This window comes from Mucilaginibacter sp., assembly GCF_965225845.1.
GTDB lineage: Bacteria > Bacteroidota > Bacteroidia > Sphingobacteriales > Sphingobacteriaceae > Mucilaginibacter.
In genome coordinates this window covers 2,393,472-2,411,465 of the sequence record NZ_CBDDBL010000002.1, presented here as the reverse complement: position 1 = coordinate 2,411,465, position 17,994 = coordinate 2,393,472, and the positions used below count along the sequence as shown (strand labels likewise).

General features: G+C 40.6%; 13 protein-coding genes. 10 read left to right on the top strand and 3 right to left on the bottom strand.

Translation table 11 applies throughout. The features are described 5' to 3' along the window. Together ACYZ0U_RS14980 and ACYZ0U_RS14975 are read left to right on the top strand one after the other, a co-directional pair. Entirely contained in the window at window positions 1-831 is an 831-nt protein-coding gene (locus ACYZ0U_RS14980; protein WP_461453350.1) for an amidohydrolase family protein, read from the top strand. A 32-nt stretch (window positions 832-863) separates the two neighbouring features. After that, window positions 864-1,877: a zinc-binding alcohol dehydrogenase family protein gene (locus ACYZ0U_RS14975; protein ID WP_461453349.1), complete on the top strand. Its 1,014-nt coding sequence runs from the start codon at window positions 864-866 to the stop codon at window positions 1,875-1,877. A gap of 16 nt (window positions 1,878-1,893) precedes the next feature. Here ACYZ0U_RS14975 and ACYZ0U_RS14970 read toward each other — a convergent pair whose 3' ends face one another. Continuing rightward, window positions 1,894-2,802 carry a helix-turn-helix domain-containing protein gene (locus tag ACYZ0U_RS14970; protein ID WP_461453348.1) on the bottom strand — a complete coding sequence of 303 codons (909 nt, stop codon included), beginning with the start codon at window positions 2,800-2,802 and terminating at the stop codon, window positions 1,894-1,896. A 52-nt stretch (window positions 2,803-2,854) separates the two neighbouring features. Then, entirely contained in the window at window positions 2,855-3,619 is a 765-nt protein-coding gene (locus ACYZ0U_RS14965) for an SDR family NAD(P)-dependent oxidoreductase (protein WP_461453347.1), read from the bottom strand. Window positions 3,620-4,171: 552 nt separating this feature from the next. Between ACYZ0U_RS14965 and ACYZ0U_RS14960 the strand changes: the two genes are divergently transcribed. From ACYZ0U_RS14960 to ACYZ0U_RS14945, 4 genes are all read left to right on the top strand, one after another. Next, window positions 4,172-5,419, top strand: coding sequence for an ROK family transcriptional regulator (locus ACYZ0U_RS14960; RefSeq protein ID WP_461453346.1), 1,248 nt, complete (start codon window positions 4,172-4,174; stop codon window positions 5,417-5,419). Window positions 5,420-5,458: 39 nt separating this feature from the next. Continuing rightward, entirely contained in the window at window positions 5,459-8,563 is a 3,105-nt protein-coding gene (locus ACYZ0U_RS14955) for a SusC/RagA family TonB-linked outer membrane protein (RefSeq protein WP_461453345.1), read from the top strand. 26 nt (window positions 8,564-8,589) lie between these two features. Next, a complete protein-coding gene (locus ACYZ0U_RS14950) occupies window positions 8,590-10,242 on the top strand; it encodes a SusD/RagB family nutrient-binding outer membrane lipoprotein (RefSeq protein WP_461453344.1) in 1,653 nt (550 codons plus the stop codon). A gap of 139 nt (window positions 10,243-10,381) precedes the next feature. Next, complete coding sequence (locus ACYZ0U_RS14945) at window positions 10,382-11,827, top strand: S53 family peptidase (protein ID WP_461453343.1); 1,446 nt, start codon at window positions 10,382-10,384, stop codon at window positions 11,825-11,827. Here ACYZ0U_RS14945 and ACYZ0U_RS14940 read toward each other — a convergent pair whose 3' ends face one another. After that, complete coding sequence (locus tag ACYZ0U_RS14940; protein ID WP_461453342.1) at window positions 11,828-13,321, bottom strand: gluconokinase; 1,494 nt, start codon at window positions 13,319-13,321, stop codon at window positions 11,828-11,830. It lies immediately after the preceding gene. A gap of 127 nt (window positions 13,322-13,448) precedes the next feature. Between ACYZ0U_RS14940 and ACYZ0U_RS14935 the strand changes: the two genes are divergently transcribed. From ACYZ0U_RS14935 to ACYZ0U_RS14920, 4 genes are all read left to right on the top strand, one after another. Then, on the top strand, window positions 13,449-13,859 hold the full coding sequence (locus ACYZ0U_RS14935; protein ID WP_461453341.1) for a DUF1348 family protein: 411 nt from the start codon (window positions 13,449-13,451) through the stop codon (window positions 13,857-13,859). A gap of 100 nt (window positions 13,860-13,959) precedes the next feature. Then, complete coding sequence (locus ACYZ0U_RS14930; RefSeq protein ID WP_461453340.1) at window positions 13,960-16,329, top strand: glycoside hydrolase family 3 C-terminal domain-containing protein; 2,370 nt, start codon at window positions 13,960-13,962, stop codon at window positions 16,327-16,329. Window positions 16,330-16,464: 135 nt separating this feature from the next. Then, window positions 16,465-16,764, top strand: coding sequence for an ArsR/SmtB family transcription factor (locus tag ACYZ0U_RS14925; protein ID WP_461453339.1), 300 nt, complete (start codon window positions 16,465-16,467; stop codon window positions 16,762-16,764). A 12-nt stretch (window positions 16,765-16,776) separates the two neighbouring features. Further along, on the top strand, window positions 16,777-17,883 hold the full coding sequence (locus ACYZ0U_RS14920; RefSeq protein ID WP_461453338.1) for an NADH:flavin oxidoreductase: 1,107 nt from the start codon (window positions 16,777-16,779) through the stop codon (window positions 17,881-17,883). Window positions 17,884-17,994: the final 111 nt, after the last annotated feature.

Genomic DNA, 17,994 nt, shown 5'->3' with positions numbered 1-17,994 from the left:
ATGGAACGGATAGACGCGCATCAGCATTTTTGGATTTTTGATCCGGTTAGAGATAATTGGATAGATGAAAGCATGTCGGCCATACAAAAAGACTTTATGCCTGTTGATCTTGAGCCATTATTAAAAAAGAATGGATTTAGCGGTTGCGTTGTTGTGCAATCCAATCAATCTGAACAGGAAACCTATTTTCAGTTAGACAACGCATCCAAATTTGATTTTATTAAAGGCGTTGTGGGTTGGCTAGATCTGCAATCCGAAGATATTGAAATCCGTTTAGAAAAAATGACTCAGCATAAAAAGCTCAAAGGATTTCGCCATGTATTACAGGGTGAAACTGACAGGGCGTTAATGTTAAAGCCAGCATTTAAAAAGGGGATTTCGGCACTGAATAAATATGATCTTACCTATGATCTTTTAATTCTTCCTGACCAGCTGCAATATGCAGCGCAGTTGATCAGTGAGTTTCCCAATCAAAAATTTGTTATAGACCATATGGCTAAACCATATATCAAAGACAAATACATCGGCCAATGGGAATATGGTATGCGCAAGATAGGAGCGTTAAGCAATGCTTACTGCAAAGTTTCGGGAATGGTTACAGAAGCGGATTGGCAGAATTGGCAATACATGGATTTTGTACCATACCTGGATATTGTATTTAATGCTTTTGGTATTGACAAATTGATGTTCGGTTCCGATTGGCCGGTTTGCAACATTGCAGGCAATTATCAAAAAGTGATTAACATAGCAGAACATTATGCAGGTAAACTTTCAATGAACGAGCAAACTATGTTTTGGGGCGATAATGCCACCAAGTTTTACAAATTATAAAAAGAATAAAAAGCTTCGGCAAATAATGATATATGGAAACATTGGTATGTGCAAAACCAGGTGAGCTGGTTTACGAACAAAGAGAAAAACCGCAATTACAATCAGGACATGCGATAATCAAAATAAAAAGAATAGGCATTTGCGGAACAGACTTACATGCATTTGAAGGCACGCAACCCTTTTTTACTTACCCTCGGGTACTCGGACACGAATTAGCAGGCGAATTGATTGAAGCAGATGGTGCTACAGAATTTGAAATTGGAGAGGCTGTAACTTTTATCCCTTATTATAATTGCGGCCATTGCATTGCATGCCGGTCGGGTAAGCCAAATTGTTGCGTAAATATGCAAGTATCCGGTGTACATGTGGATGGCGGTATGGCTGAATATTTACAAGTCCCTTCGCGTTTATTAGTGAAAAGCCAGGGATTGAGTTTCGACGAGCTTGCTTTAACTGAGCCATTAGCTATCGGCGCACATGGTGTGCGAAGAGCAGGCGTTCAATCGGGTGAGTTTGTACTAGTGATAGGTGCGGGCCCTATCGGATTGGGAATTATGGAATTTGCCCGGATAGCAGGCGGCAAAGTAATAGCTATTGATATTAATACGCAACGATTAGCTTTTTGCAAAGACAAACTAAAAGTACATCACACCATAAATGCAGCCACAGAAGATGTTATGGAACAGTTAAAAGCTATTACCAACAAGGATATGCCAACAGTGGTAATAGATGCCACAGGCAGCCAAAAAGCTATTAATGGCGCTTTTCAATATATGGCTCACGGAGCAAGATATGTCTTGGTGGGCTTGCAAAAAGGTGAGATCAGCGTTAGCCACCCGGAATTTCATAAACGGGAAGCCACATTAATGAGCAGTCGTAACGCAACACGAGAAGATTTTGACCACGTTATCTTTTCAATTAAAAACGGAGATGTCGATCCGACAAACTATATAACACACCGGGTAAAGTTTGATGAAGTGCGTGATCAGTTTGAATCCTGGTTAAACCCTGAAAACGGGGTTATAAAAGCAATGGTTGAGGTTTAAATTTATTGCAGATACTTTAAACTCTAAATGCCAGTGGGGGAAATGAGGTTTGTTTTTTGAAGAAATTTGAAAAATGGGCCAAGTCATCAAAGCCCAAGATGTAAGCTATTTCGGCAATGGTCCAATTGGTTTGCTTGAGTAAAATTTTAGCCTCCTGTACAACCCTTTTGCTTATTAATTGCGTAGTAGTATATCCTGTTGTGTCTTTTAATACCTTATTTAAATGATTCACATGTACAGCTAAACGGTCTGCATAATCTTTTGCAGCACGCATATTTAATCGTTGATTTAAGGAGTCTAACGGAAACTGGCGTTCGAGCAGTTCAATAAACAGCGAAGAGATCCGCTCTGTAGCATTTTGGGTAGCACTCAGGGCGGACATCGGTTGCAATTTTTGACCATAGTGAATTAACTCAAGCACCATGGTCCTCATCAAGTCATACTTATATTTATAATCTGTAGAAAACTCCTTGTTCATTTTTCTGAAGATGTATTCAATTTCTTTTGCCTCCAGTTCATCAAGTTGAAAAACAGGCAACTGTCCCGGTTGAAATATTGGAAGATCATCAATTGTACTACCGGCTTTATACGGAGAAATAAAATCGGCAGTGAAAATGCAGAACATGCCTGTTTGGTTACCATCATCAGGAACCCAGTTATATGGGATCTTAGGGGTTGCAAAAAGCAGGGCACTTTCAGGTATATCGATCACTTTATCCGCGTATTCTGCCCTGCTTTTTCCTTTTAACCAGCTTATCTTATAATATTCCCTGCGGCTGTAAGGCATTATCCGGGTTCCGGTTTTCTTGTCAAACAGTTTCTCAGCTTCAAAAACATTAAAATGACCGATCTCTTTAATGGAACCCTCCGGAAGTTGCGCCCCGTTCCTTTGATAAAAGTTATCCAGTGAAGAGTGAGTGATCATATTTTTGTATAATTTAAATTTAGTAATTTAATTCCTCCAGCAGATAACTTATTTACAATGCCATGCCGCCGGAAATTTCTATACGTTGGCCGTTAACCCATTTTGCATCTTCGGTACATAAAAATGCAACTACGCCGCCAATGTCATCAGCTTCACCCGGCCTGCCTAATGCAGTTACGTTGCTTATAAATTGTTGCAGCTCTTTGCTTTCTCTAAGATGCCCGCCTCCAAAATCAGTTAATACTGCTCCTGGCGCTATTGTGTTGGCCCTTATACCGTGTTCGCCAAGCTCTTTAGCCAAGTACCGGGTAAACACTTCTATCGCACCTTTCATTGATGCATAGGCTGATGATCGGGGTACAGTTACGCGTGTTAAACCACTTGATACGTTTATTATACCGCCGCCATTATTCATCATCGGTAATAGCTTTTGCGTTAAAAAATAAACTCCTTTGTAATGAATATTTAATAGCTCATCAAATAGTTCCTCGGTAACATCGCTTAAAAGTGAATACCCGCCAACACCTGCATTATTTATCAGGAAATCGATATGGGTAGTATTGAAAGTATTAGTCAATGTTTCGCTTAAGGTGTTTACAAAAGCATCAAAGCTCTTGATGTCACCGGTGTTTAGTTGAAGCGTTGCTGCTTTTTGACCAATTTGTTCAATTTGTGATACTACGTTTTTAGCGTCATCTGCTTGGCTGTTATAGGTAAGTACCACATTAATACCTTTTTTAGCAAGCTGTAGAGCCATGTCTTTACCTAATCCGCGGCTACCGCCGGTTACCAGGGCAATTTTACTTTTGTTTTCCATTTTGTATGTTTTTAGTATACAAAGGTGGCAAGTATGTAGTATTGGCTGTTTGAATAAATCAATCTGCTTTTTGCGAATTTCAAATAATCTGCAAAAATAACTCATAATTAGATTATGTAAAATGCCTCGCTCAGATTTACAAAAAAGCCATGAGAGCCATCAACACCAAGTCCATAATCTTGTCTATATATACTTTATTATTTAAAAAAATACAGATATTACACGTGAAGTATTATTTAGATATTTTTTTCTGTAATAAAATAATTTTTAAATGCTCAATTTCAACTTTAGTGAAATAATACTTTTTAAGGATAAATATTCTTCTTTTTTTTAAAATATTAATTTTTTTTAAAAAAATATTTTGATGTTTTTTGATCAGAATATTGCTTAATCGTAAAGAATTTTAACTCTTATATGCATTTATTCTTTTTTAGAATACATTTTCTATTTTTTTTAAAACATAAATTAACTTTTTAAAAAAAAATATAAAGTATTTGTTTTTCTTGTTTTTTTTCAATTAGTTTGTTAAGCAAATAAAATACTAACTATTGAGTGGAACTTAGAACTAAAATTGTTAAAAGCGCCGAATTAAAGAATGTTATTATTAAGCGCCTTTATTTTGACAAAGCTTTGTCGTGTGCAGAGCTGAGCGAGATTTTAGACAAGAGTATCCCATCGGTATCGAAATCGGTGAATGAGCTGATCGAAGAAGGCTTTGTGATAGAGCAGGGCTACGCGCCCTCGAGCGGCGGGCGAAGGCCGCTGATGTATTCGCTGCAGCCAACGGCAATGTATATTGTAACGGTAGCGATGGACCAGCTATCCACCCGGATCCAGATGCTGGATTTGCTGAATAACCCGGTGGCAGATATCGCCATGACGGAGCTGAAGCTGTTCAATAACCCCAACGCCCTTTCCTCCCTGATAAACTATATCAATAACTACATCGCCGCTACCGGTATTCCCAAAGAAAAGATAGCGGGGATCGGTATCGGGATGCCGGGCTTTATCAATGCTACCGAAGGGATCAACTACACCTATTTGGATTCCGGCGGGCAAAGCCTTACTCAATTGATCACGACAGAAACCGGTGTACCGGCCTATATTGAAAACGACTCGAGTCTGATCGCCCTGGCAGAACAAAAGTTCGGCATCGCTAAAAATCATAAAGATGTAATGGTGATCAACCTGGGCTGGGGCATAGGGTTGGGTATGATCATCAATGGTGAGATCTACCGCGGGCATAACGGCTTCGCAGGCGAGTTCAGCCATATCCCGCTTTCAGAAGACGGGGCATTGTGCACCTGCGGCAAACGCGGCTGCCTGGAGGCGGAAGCCTCGATGCTGGTGGTAGCCGAGAAGGCGGTCAAGGGGATCAAGAAGGGGCATATCTCGAGCTTGCAGCATACGGAGAAGGACCAATCAAAACTGGTGGGCAACGCGATCATGGAAGCAGCCAACAACGGCGACCAGTTCGCGATCGAGCTGCTGTCGGATGCGGGGTATAAGATCGGCAAGGCGCTGGCTATCCTGATCCACATCATGAACCCGGAGAGCATTGTGCTGAGCGGCAGGGGGGCAATAGTAGGGAAGATATTGCTGGCCCCGGTGCAGCAGGCACTGAATAAATATTGTATACCGCGTCTGGTAAGCAGCACGGAACTGATGATCTCGGACCTGGGCTTTAGTGCGGAATTGATCGGCACGGCGGTACTGGTCATGGAGAACTTCGATAAAGAGAATAAAAATCAATCAATCACCACAAAACCACAAAGCATGGAGAAAACAGCAAAGAACTAACTTAAAAAAACACTTTAACACTAAACTAATTCAAACAAAATGAAAAAAATATTACCACTTATTTTAATGATGCCATGCATCGCGATGGGGGCCAGCAGCCACCCAAACGCATATAGCAAGGCTAAGTTTACAGTTACAAGCGTAAGCCGTAACGTGATAAACCAGGCTCCCGTAAGCGGAGTTGTAAAAGATGAAACAGGCCAGGCATTGCCGGGGGTATCTGTAACCATCAAAGGAACAACAAAAGGAACCAGGACAGATGCAAATGGAGCGTTCTCACTGAATGTAGCTCCCGGCGATGTTTTAGTATTTAGCTACGTAGGTTATGTAAAGCAAGAAGTAACCGTAGGTAGCCAAACAGAATATGTTATAAGCTTAGTGCCAAACCCAAACAGCCTTAACGAGGTTGTTGTAACGGCATTGGGTGTTAAAAAATCAGAAAAATCATTAGTTTATGCCAACCAGGTTGTAAGTGGCGATGAGCTTACCAATGTTAAAACCGATAACTTGATGAATTCACTAAACGGAAAAGTCGCCGGTGTGGATATTTCACCAAGCTCATCGGGTGTAGGCGGTTCGGTTAAGGTGATTTTACGTGGTAGTAAAAGCGCTACAGGTACCAACCAGCCACTATATGTAATTGATGGTGTGCCGATGACCAATACCTCTAATGCAAATGGCCAGCCAACCGGAACTTATGGTGGTTCACCGGATGGTGGTGATGGTATATCAAACTTAAATCCGGAAGATATCGAAAGCATTACAGTGCTTGAAGGGGCTTCGGCAGCGGCACTTTATGGTAGCCAGGCAGCAAATGGTGTTGTTTTGGTTACTACCAAAAAAGGTAAAGCGGGTCAAACATCCATTAATTTGTCATCATCATATACTAATGATGCGGTGTCATACGAGCCAAAATTTCAAAACGAATATGGTCCTGCAGCAGGTAGTGATGAAAGCTGGGGAGCAAAGTTGGCAAGCCCAGTAACTGAGAATAACTTATCAGATTTCTTCAGGCATGGAGATAATCTGACTAATTCCATTAACTTTTCATCAGGTTCAGAATTAGCTCAAACGTATTTTTCATATGCAAATACTACTGCAAATGGCGTAGAGCCTGGTGATAACCTGCAACGTAATAACTTTACATTCAGAGAGACAGGCCACTTCTTGAATAATAAATTAACAGTTGATGTTAATACAAACTACGTTAATCAAAAAATTGTAGATGCACCGGGCGAAGGTTTTTACTATAACGCACTTACAGGCTTATACCTGTTTCCAAGAGGCGAAAGTATATTACCCTACAAAGAAAATTATGCGGTACCTGAACCAGGAAGAAACGGTTTATTAACACAAAACTGGGATGCAAATGAAGATGTTCAGCAGAATCCTTGGTGGATAACGAACAATAATCCAAACTATGCTAACCGCGATCGTTTAATTGTTAACTCAACTGTAAGATACGAAGTAAATAACTGGTTAAACTTCCAGGTTCGTGGTAACGTAGACCGTGTTGCAGATACTTTTGAACAAGATTTATATGCCGGAACTAACGCAGTATTAACTCCTGGGGTTAATGGTTCATTTACCAGAAGCCAGCAAACGCTTACCCAAATGTACAGTGACTTCATTGCTAACTTTAAAGTGCCTATCAAAGGAGCATTTAAATTAGACGGTTTAGTAGGTGCAAGTATTACAGATGATAACACTGTTGGTAATTCTTTTGGTTCAGGGTTAGGCCTTTCTATTCCTAACGTGTTTATTGAGCAAAACGTTGTTACGTCAAGCGGCACAAGTTCTGCAAACAGTAATGTTTTAACTTTGCCTAATAATCACAATCAGGTTCAATCAATTTTTGGTAGCGTAAACCTTTCTTTCAAAAACTGGGCATATTTAACAGTTACAGAAAGAAACGACTGGTCTTCTACACTGGCATTTACTCCAAATGAATCTTATTCATACCCTTCAGTTGGTTTATCAGTCATATTGAATGAAGCATTAAAATTACCTGATGTTATTAGCTATGCTAAAATACGAGGTTCATATGCGGAAGTAGCAACTCCAGTAACTCAATATATTACCAATCCTATCAACTATTTAGGCAGCGGTGGTTCTATAAACTTTAATAGTGTATACCCTAATCCAACTTTAAAACCTACTAATACCAAATCAAAAGAGGCAGGTCTTGATTTAAGGTTATTTAATAACAGATTGAGCTATAACTTTACTTGGTATAAATCAAATAGTTATAACCAATTTATTCAATACACTCCTGAGGCATCCACTGGTTATTCAACAGGTTATTTAAATGCAGGAAATATCCAAAACTCTGGTATTGAAATGCGTTTAGGATATGATATAGTAAAAAGCAGCGATTTCAGCTGGAATACTAACCTGAACTATTCATTCAATAAAAATAAAATTATTGAACTTAACCCATCGGCACCAACCACCCCGGTTGTGTTAACAGGTTTTGGTAATAATGCTTATGAGTCTGTGTTAGTTACAGGAGGCCAATACGGCGATATCTATGGTTACAAATTCCAAAGAAGTGCAACAGGGCAAATTGAAGTAGGCACAACTGGCGCCCCGATAGCAAATACTACTCCGCAATTGCTTGGAAATCCAAATCCAAAATTCCAGTTAGGTTGGGGAAACACTTTTAATTATAAAAGATTTAGCCTTGATTTCTTAGTTGATGGTAAGTTTGGTGGCCAGGTATTGTCAATGACACAAATGTTATTAGACAGCTATGGCGTTTCAGCAGCAAGTGGTGCAGCGCGTGATGCAGGTGGTGTTACTATTAATGGTGTTAACCCAACTGGTCAGGCTGTAACTAAAGTTGATGCTCAAACTTATTATTCTGCAGTAGGCGGCCGTTCTGGTATTGGCGAAGCTTATATGTATAGCGCAACAGTAGTACGTCTTCGTTCAGCGTCTTTAAGTTATAGTGTGCCTATTTCGAAAAGTGTAATAAAAAGTGTTAAGTTTTCGATTATTGGTGGTAACTTGATTTATTTCTACAAGAAAGCGCCGTATGATCCGGAGATCACTATGTCGACTTCAAATGGATTAGCAGGTGTAGACGTATTTAACGCACCTACAACCAGGAATGTTGGAGCATCATTTACAGCTTCATTTTAATAACAGTTATTCTTAAAATATTAGTTATGAAAAAGATAAATTTTTTAAAATATACATCAATCGGGATTAGTACTTTTAGCAAGTCTACCCTGGTTGCTATGTGCGTCATCGCTTTTAGCGGGTGTACAAAAAACTTTGAAAAAATAAATACCGATAATTCCGGTATTACTAATGCCGAATTAGTACCGGACAATAATATCATCGGATTGTATTACCCTGGTATTCAGCAAAATATATTTGGTGAAGAAAATGATTATCAGCTTTGCCAAAACTTAAACTCGGATTGTTATTCAGGCTACTATATGTCGCCAGATCCGTTTAGGGGTAATATTAATAACCAAAGCTATTCGTTGGTTGATGGTTGGAATTCAGATGTTTATACATTGGGTTATACCCGTGTAATGGGTGTTGTGCAAACCATCGAAAAAAAGGGAACAAGAACTGCATCACCTGATTTTTGGGGTATAGCGAAGATATTACAAGTTACGGCTATGGGTAGGGTAACCGATTATTATGGTCCTGTACCTTATAGCAAGGTTGGGCAGGGTGCCACAACACCTTATGATTCGCAACAAGCTGTTTATAATGAGCTTTTTGCTGATCTTGATACAGCTGTAACTAATTTGGAAAAATATGTAGCAGCTAATCCAAAACTTACTCCTTTTGCTAAGTTTGATATGGTTTATGCAGGAAATTACACTGAATGGATAAAATATGCTAACTCATTACGTTTAAGGTTAGCTATGCATATTGTAAATGTGGATCCTGTAACAGCTAAAGCACAAGCCCTAAAAGCATTAAATGATCCAACCGGTGTGTTAACCTTAAATACAGATAATGCCGGCCTTACAGGTTATGGTTATCATAGCCCAATATGGTGGATCGGTACAAGCTGGACAGATTTGGCCGTAGGCGCGTCGCTAACTTCCTATTTAAACGGATATAATGATCCGCGTGAATCAAAAATGATTTCTCCTGCAAGTTCACCGGCAAGTATCGCTGGTCAGTATGTAGGTATACGCGCCGGAACACCTGTAAGTTCAAAACCTGGTTATACCGGTTATTCATTGCCTAACTTCTCCACTATCAGCGAATATTCGCCAATGACTTTAATGACTGCAGCTGAAGTTTGGTTTTTAAGATCTGAAGCAGCATTAAGAGGCTGGACTACAGAAAGTGCCCAAACAGATTATGAAACAGGTATCACCACATCAATGGCACAATGGGGTGTTTCTGCAGGTAGTTATCTTACTGATAAAACCAGTACACAGGCTAATTATGTAGACCCTCAGACACCATCTACATCTGCTCCAAATGCCAGTATCAATGCAATCTCAACAATTACTATTGCCTGGAATAGCGCTGCTACTAATGAGCAAAATTTAGAGCGTATTATCACTCAAAAATGGATCGCGATGTTCCCTTGCGGTGGTTGGGAAGCCTGGACTGAATATCGTCGTACAGGTTATCCAAGGTTGTTCCCTGTTGTTGTAAATAACAGTGGTGGTACAATCAGTACAGCATTACAAATCCGCAGGATAGCTTACCCTTCAACTGAGTATACAAATAACGCAACTGCTATTGCGGCTGCTGTATCTATGCTTGGTGGACCTGATAATGGTGGAACACCAGTTTGGTGGGATACTAATAAAGGACAAGCTGTTCCTAAAAACTTTTAATAATTGGGTTATTTATACAGTTAATTTAGTTTATCAAATCCCCGCTTCGGCGGGGTTTTTTTTTATACATGTGGCAGTATTATCGATATTAAATTTAAAAATTTTACAAACCTTTCCTGTTATTAGCTCTTGTAATTATATGCATTTACAGGAAGATACCATTACAGTAACCGTGCGCTTGCGCAGGAAAAAGGAATTGCCGGCACCCGGTAATTTACTTAGCAGGGAAGAATATCTTAACAATTATGCATCATCTCAGGAGGATGCAGACAAAGTTGAGGCATTTGCTCACGAGCATTTATTGAGTACGGTAGATGTTAACCTTGCAAGGCGAAGCGTAATGCTAACCGGTAAGCTTGCTGATTTTGAAACGGCATTCGGCATAAAATTTAAAAGCCATACCAATTACCGTAGCTTTAGCCCTGAAGTTCAGGTGCCTGATGAATTGACGAATATTGTTGTAGGTGTTTTTGGTTTGGATAACAAGCCAATTGCCCGCCCAATGTTCCAGGTAGCAAAAAAAAATGGTAAATTTATTTCACATGCCGAAGCTTCTGCTGCTTTTACACCCGATCAGTTGGCTAAAATATATGGCTTTCCACAAGGAGTTACCGGTGCTGGTGAATGCATAGGGATAATTGAGTTAGGCGGAGGTTTCAGAACTGCGGATATTACTAATTATTTTAAAAGCCTGAATATCCCTAAGCCTGGCGTTAAAGCTATCGCAGTTGATGGCGGTAAAAATGCGCCAACCACTTCAGATGGTGCTGATGGCGAAGTAATGCTTGATATTGAAGTTGCGGGCGCTCTTGCACCGGGCGCAAAAATAGCAGTTTATTTTACGCCCAATACTGACCAGGGTTTTTTGGATGCTATAACTACAGCCATACACGATACTACCAATAAACCCTCGGTGATATCCATCAGTTGGGGATCAGCCGAGGTTAACTGGACGCAACAGGCGATGGATAACTTTAACGAGGCCTTTAAAACAGCGGCTTCGTTAGGTATTAGTATTTGTATTGCCGCAGGCGATAGTGGGTCAAGCGATAGTGAAACGGATGGTAAGGTTCATGTTGATTTCCCGGCCGCGAGTCCTTATGCGTTATCGTGTGGTGGTACCTCATTAAGAGTTGATGGTAATACCATCGTTTCTGAAGTTGTATGGCATGATTCCGATACTTCAGCATCAGGTGGCGGTGTAAGCAGTTATTTCCCTTTGCCGGATTATCAAGCCAATGCAAATGTTCCTTTAGAATTAGATACCCAGTTTAAAGGCCGTGGTTTACCAGATGTTGCAGCCGATGCTGACCCCGATACCGGCTATAAGGTTTTGGTTGATGGCCAGCAAATGGTAATTGGCGGTACCAGTGCCGTGGCACCACTAATGGCAGGTTTAATCGCATTGCTCAATCAGCAAAATGGCAAACCATCAGGGTTTATTAATCCGAAAATTTACAGTACACCCGGTTTATGCAGGGATATTGTTAGTGGGGATAACAAAACAACATCAGCAGGCACAGGATATACCGCCGGGCCGGGTTGGGATGCTTGCTCTGGTTTAGGCGTATTATCGAAATTGTAATCATTGAGAATTATGCATCAAATGCATAGTTTCTTTCAAATCCTGGTATAGCTTTTTGAAAATTAAAAAATGATTGTTATAAATGTTCGTGTTGCTTTTATCTGGCAGTAAGCTTATTTTATTTTTGTCTGATAGATTTTTACCTAACTTATTTAGTCCAAGCGCATCATCAGCCAAAAATATAGCTCCTAAAGCTGACGCGTCTTCCTGCTGTACGGTAATTAGTTTTTTTTGGGTAATATCCGCCAGCATCTGCACCCAAACCGTCGAATTAATAAAACCACCGCTGATGTGCAGGCGTTCAATAGTTGATGATGATCGTTCGACCGATTGGATCACATCATTCAACGCGAAACATATTCCTTCTAAACCTGCACGTAAAAAATGCGCTTGGGTATGAATTGGCTTTATATTAAAAAACACCCCGCAGCTTTTGGTATCCCACAGGGGTGCACGTTCGCCATATAAATAGGGTAGGAAAAGTAATCCATTACTGCCTGCAGGTATACCGGCTATATCCTCAAAAAATAACTCATAATCAGTTTTGGCAAATGAGTTTTTACCTGAGAATGTTTTTAACAGCCAATCCAGCACAATACCCCCGTTATTAATCGCTCCGCCACAAATAAAAGTGTCTTTGTTTAGCAGGTAATTAAATATCATACTGTGATAATCATAAACAGGCCGTTTACTGGTGATACGGACTGCACCGCTTGTTCCTATAGTTAACGAGGCTACTCCCGGTTCGGTAACATAACTGCCAAGGTTTGCACAGCAGCCATCGCTTGCGCCAATTACAAATTGGGTATCGGCATTAAGTGTTAAAAGTTGTGCACTTGATACAGTAAGAGCTGATTTTTTATAAGTGGTATTAACAGGTTTTGAAAGCTGATTTAATGATATGCCTGCAAGCTCATAAGCTTCAGGATTCCAATCCAATTTTATAATGTCAAACAATCCGGTAGCCGATGCAATAGCATAATCAACTTCAAAAACATTAAATAACTGATACCATATATATTCCTTTATAGATATAAATTTGTAGGTAGCTGCAAATAAATCAGATTGATTTTCTTTTATCCAGATGATCTTGCAAAGCGGTGTCATGGCATGTATTGGTGTGCCGGATACTTTGTAGATCTCTGCGCCTTGTGCGGAATTTCTTACCCGCTCGGCCACATCTTCGCTGCGCGAATCTGCCCAGGTGATCATTGGTGCAAGTGGTTTGCAATTTGCATCAACAGGAATAACACTATGCATTGCACTGCTTAAACTAACAGCCATAGGAGAATTGCCGGTTATTTGAACTACATCGGTAATGCAATTTACAAATGCTTTAAAGATAATTTCAGGATCCTGCTCACTGTAACCGGGTTGTGGATTATGCGCAGGATAATAATGTTGTGAGTTTGCTATTGATTTTGCATCAAGGTCAACCGCTACAGCTTTGGTGCTCCCGGTGCCAATATCAATACCTAATAAGTATGCCGCCATCAAAATAAATTACACGCCTAAAATAGTTGTTTTAAATTTATGCTGATGCTTGTAATTTGTAAAGTTAATACCACAAAAACCATAATTATTACCATTAGCCTCAATTAGTTTAATGGTAATTTGCATTATGGAACAGAAACTGCCTTTGCCTCCTTTCAATTTTGAAACGGCTACTCAAAAAGTACAACTGGCTGAAGATGCCTGGAATAGCCAGGATCCCCAACGAATAGCGCTTGCTTATACCATTGATACAGAATGGCGAAACCGCTCAAGTTTTATTAATGGCCGGGATGAAGTAATTGAATTTTTAACCCGAAAATGGCAGTTTGAACTCGATTACAAACTCAAAAAAGAACTTTGGGCATTTACAGAAAACAGAATTGCTGTACGCTTTGAATATGAATATCACGATCATTCAGGTCAGTGGTTTCGTGCTTATGGAAATGAAAACTGGGAATTTGATGAGAATGGCTTAATGAAAAAGCGTTTCGCCAGTATTAATGCGCTGGCAATAAATAAAAATGGCCGTCGACTTTAATGTGTTTTGATTGTTCTGGTTAAAAAATAATATTTAAACCTAATGCTTTGTTATGAAGCAATGATTATAATATATTTACAGCCACAACAATTCCTACATTATGAGACTTCATGAAAAACTTGCTGCCGGTTTCGCGCTGGCTATGCTTAGTGCTACGACGCTCGCCGTAAATGCACAAACCAAACCAGTGCCTCAGTTAGGCAAAAATTCAATAAAAGAAGTTATTGCCGCCATGACCCTGCAAGAGAAATGCACATTGCTTGTTGGCGCAGGTAAAGCACCGAGACCAAAGCAGGCAGCGGGTTTAAAGGCGGGTATGAGCAATGGTTATGTTGCCCCGCCACCTATGATAGGTAAAACCGAAGTTAAGGTTGATGGCGCAGCTGGTAATACCAATGCCATCCCACGTTTAGGCATCCCCGCAATGGTTTTGAGCGATGGCCCTGCAGGGGTAAGGATCAGTCCGCATCGTAAAGGTGATAGTACGCACACTTATTATGCAACTGCTTTCCCTGTTGGTACTTTATTAGCCTCGACCTGGGATCCTAAAGTAGTAGAAAGTGTTGGCCGCGCTTTTGGTAACGAGGTAAAGGAATATGGTATTGATATTTTATTAGCGCCCGGCGTAAATATCCACCGCAACCCATTGAATGGCCGTAATTTTGAATATTATTCTGAAGATCCTCTGATCGCCGGGAAAATGGCTGCGGCCTTAATTAATGGTGTGCAGTCCAATGGCGTTGGTACATCCATTAAGCACTTCGCTGCTAATAACCAGGAAACTGACCGGAATTTTGTTAATTCACAGATCAGCCAACGGGCATTACGTGAGTTGTATTTAAAGAATTTCCGCATAGCAATCACAGAATCAAACCCATGGACGGTTATGTCATCATATAACAGGTTGAATGGCGCCTACACCGCTGAAAGGCATGACCTGATCACTACAGTTTTACGTGATGAATGGAAATTTAAAGGTTTTGTAATGACCGATTGGGGTGGGGGTTATAGTGATGTTGCTGAAGAAAATGCCGGTAATGATCTGATCATGCCGGGCCGGCCAGACCAGATTGAGGATTTGATGAATGCTGTTCAGCATGATTCACTAAGTATGAATATTTTGGATGAGAATGTTGCCCATATTCTTAACATCATCTTGAAATCACCATCATTTAAAAAATATGCTTACTCAAATAAGCCTGATTTAAAAGCACATGCCGAAGTATCCCGTAAAGCGGCAACCGAGGGTATGATCTTGTTGAAGAATGATGCACAAACTCTGCCTATCGCCAAAAATGTAAAATCAATCGCGGCATTTGGTAATGCATCGTACTTTACCATTGCAGGCGGTACTGGTAGCGGCGATGTGAACAAGGCGTATGTAATTTCTGTTGCTCAGGGGTTATCAAAAGCAAGTTACATAACCGATCCTGTTTTAGAGGCTACTTATACCTCTTTTGTAAAAGATACAACCGCCAAACTATGGGTAACAGCAAGAAAAGAGCATCATTGGCCGGGACCAGTGCCTGAAATGATGGTTAACGAAGATAAAATAGCAGATGAGGCTGAACATGCTGACCTGGCACTGATCACCATAGGTAGAAATGCGGGCGAAGGATCAGACCGTGATTTGGCAACCAACTATACACTTACACCAAACGAGCAACAACAGATCAAAAAGATAGCGGATAGCTTCCATGCAAAAGGCAAAAAGGTAGTTATCGTATTGAATATCGGTGGTGTTATTGACATGAACGGCTGGAAAGATAATGCCGATGCGATATTATTAGCATGGCAACCAGGCGAAGAGGCTGGTAACGCTATTGCCGATATCTTAAGTGGTAAAGTCGACCCATCAGGCAAATTGGCAACTACGTTTCCGGCGAAATATGAGGATGTGCCATCTGCCAAAAATTTCCCCGGCGAACCAGCTAATAAACCAGAGCACGTAGTTTACCAGGAAGGGATTTACGTAGGCTACCGTTACTACGATACCTATAAAGTTAAACCGATGTACGAGTTTGGCTATGGCTTGTCATACACTCATTTTATTATCAGCAATTTAAAGTTAAGTTCGCCAGTATTTATCGGTGCCTTAACAGCTACAATTACCGTGAAGAATACCGGAAGTGTTGCCGGTAAAGAAGTGGTACAGGTATACATCAGCGCGCCAACTAAAACCATTGATAAACCAGCGCAGGAGTTAAAAGCATTTGGTAAAACCCGTTTGCTGCAACCCGGCGAATCCCAAAACCTAACTTTCAAAATCAATGCGGCTGACCTGGCTTCGTTCCACACCGATAAATCTGAATGGATCACTGATGCCGGCAATTACATATTGAAAGCTGGCGCTTCATCACGTGATATCAGGCAAACAGCCAACTTTAGCGTTTCAAAAACTATTATGGTTGAAAAAGACCATAACGTATTGAAGCCTGAAGTAGCCATTGATGAGTATAAAGGAAAGTAATAAAAATACCAATTCGCTTTTATAATTTTTAAAGCCCTTAGATAGTTTCTAAGGGCTTTCTTATTAAATATCAACCTAATGTCATATCCAAAATCTTTATTGATATATCGGAATATTCCGATATATCTTTGTATTATGGATCAGGTAGAAATATTCAAGGCGCTTTCTAACAAGTCGCGTTTGCAGATACTTAGCTGGCTTAAGGACCCGGAAACGTATTTTCCGGAGCAAGCAGTAAATGGGTATGCCAATGGTGTTTGCGTTGGTCAGATACAGATAAAAACCGGGCTTACCCAATCAACAGTATCCGAGTATCTGTCAACGCTGCAACGTGCAGGGTTGGTAAAATCAAACCGCGTAGGGCAGTGGACTTATTATCAACGCAACGAGGATGGCTTTGCGCAACTGAACCAAATTATTCAATCAGAAATTTAATTAATATTATATATGAATACCGACAGCTTATTCAGGCCGTTTAGCCTCAAATCATTAAATATAAAAAATCGTATTGTAATGGCGCCTATGACACGTTCATTCTCTCCAAATGGTGTACCTACCGCTGATGTTGCGGCTTACTACCGCAAGCGTGCAGAGGGCGAGGCTGGATTGATACTTTCAGAAGGAACCGTTATCAATAGGGTGTCTTCATCAAACGATGCCAATATCCCGCATTTTTATGGTGCCGATGCTTTAGCCGGCTGGAAAAATGTGATCGATGGTGTACATGCAGAAGGTGGCGCAATGGGGCCACAGATATGGCACATGGGGATTATGGATAACCATGCTTCTGGCTGGTTGCCATCTCAGCCATTTGAAGGCCCGTCTGGTTTGAACAGGCCTGGTTTTAACAATGGTAACACGATGACCGAAAGTGATATTGCCGATACTATAAAAGCATTTGGACAGGCAGCTGCGGATGCCAAGGAATTAGGTTTTGATTGTGTGGAGATTCACGGCGCACACGGTTATTTGATAGATCAATTCTTTTGGGAAGGCACGAATGAACGTACCGATATTTTTGGCGGTAAAACATTAGCAGAACGCAGCCGTTTCGCGATAGAAGTTATTAAAGAAGTGCGTAAACGCGTAGGTGAAGATTTCGCGGTAATCATTCGTTTATCGCAATTTAAACCTGCTGCTTACACTAATCAGTTGGCCAAAACACCACAAGAGCTTGAAGCCTGGATCAATCCATTGGCCGAAGCTGGTGTAGATATTTTCCATTGCTCACAACGCCGTTTTTGGGAGCCGGAATTTGAAGGTTCTGACCTGAACTTTGCGGGCTGGGCTAAGAAGGTTAGCGGTAAAGCAACTATAACTGTTGGTTCGGTAGGTTTATCAGGTGATTTCTTCAGCGCGTTTGCAGGCGAAAGCTCACAGGCAAGCTCGCTTGAGGAATTGATCAAGCGTTTTGATCGCGGTGATTTTGACCTGGTAGGCGTTGGTCGCCCAATATTGGCAGATCCTTTCTGGCCTAAAAAAATACATGAAGGCCGTACAGATGAGTTAAAAGGATTTTCACCAGCAGCCTTAGGCGAATTGGTAATGTCATAAGTTTAAATAAGACAGTATAAAAAACGTTCATGTTGATAACATGGACGTTTTTTATACTTAACACTTCCTTTCAACATGAAAATTGGATGAATTGCCCAATTAAAAAATACT

Excerpts from the sequence above, each read along its gene's own strand:
- ACYZ0U_RS14975 (WP_461453349.1), top strand. The coding sequence starts at position 864 with ATGGAAACATTGGTATGTGCAAAACCAGGTGAGCTGGTTTACGAACAA.
- ACYZ0U_RS14945 (WP_461453343.1), top strand. The coding sequence starts at position 10,382 with ATGCATTTACAGGAAGATACCATTACAGTAACCGTGCGCTTGCGCAGG.
- ACYZ0U_RS14930 (WP_461453340.1), top strand. The coding sequence starts at position 13,960 with ATGAGACTTCATGAAAAACTTGCTGCCGGTTTCGCGCTGGCTATGCTT.
- ACYZ0U_RS14965 (WP_461453347.1), bottom strand. The coding sequence starts at position 3,619 with ATGGAAAACAAAAGTAAAATTGCCCTGGTAACCGGCGGTAGCCGCGGA.
- ACYZ0U_RS14925 (WP_461453339.1), top strand. The coding sequence starts at position 16,465 with ATGGATCAGGTAGAAATATTCAAGGCGCTTTCTAACAAGTCGCGTTTG.
- ACYZ0U_RS14955 (WP_461453345.1), top strand. The coding sequence starts at position 5,459 with ATGAAAAAAATATTACCACTTATTTTAATGATGCCATGCATCGCGATG.
- ACYZ0U_RS14950 (WP_461453344.1), top strand. The coding sequence starts at position 8,590 with ATGAAAAAGATAAATTTTTTAAAATATACATCAATCGGGATTAGTACT.
- ACYZ0U_RS14940 (WP_461453342.1), bottom strand. The coding sequence starts at position 13,321 with ATGGCGGCATACTTATTAGGTATTGATATTGGCACCGGGAGCACCAAA.
- ACYZ0U_RS14980 (WP_461453350.1), top strand. The coding sequence starts at position 1 with ATGGAACGGATAGACGCGCATCAGCATTTTTGGATTTTTGATCCGGTT.
- ACYZ0U_RS14935 (WP_461453341.1), top strand. The coding sequence starts at position 13,449 with ATGGAACAGAAACTGCCTTTGCCTCCTTTCAATTTTGAAACGGCTACT.
- ACYZ0U_RS14970 (WP_461453348.1), bottom strand. The coding sequence starts at position 2,802 with ATGATCACTCACTCTTCACTGGATAACTTTTATCAAAGGAACGGGGCG.
- ACYZ0U_RS14920 (WP_461453338.1), top strand. The coding sequence starts at position 16,777 with ATGAATACCGACAGCTTATTCAGGCCGTTTAGCCTCAAATCATTAAAT.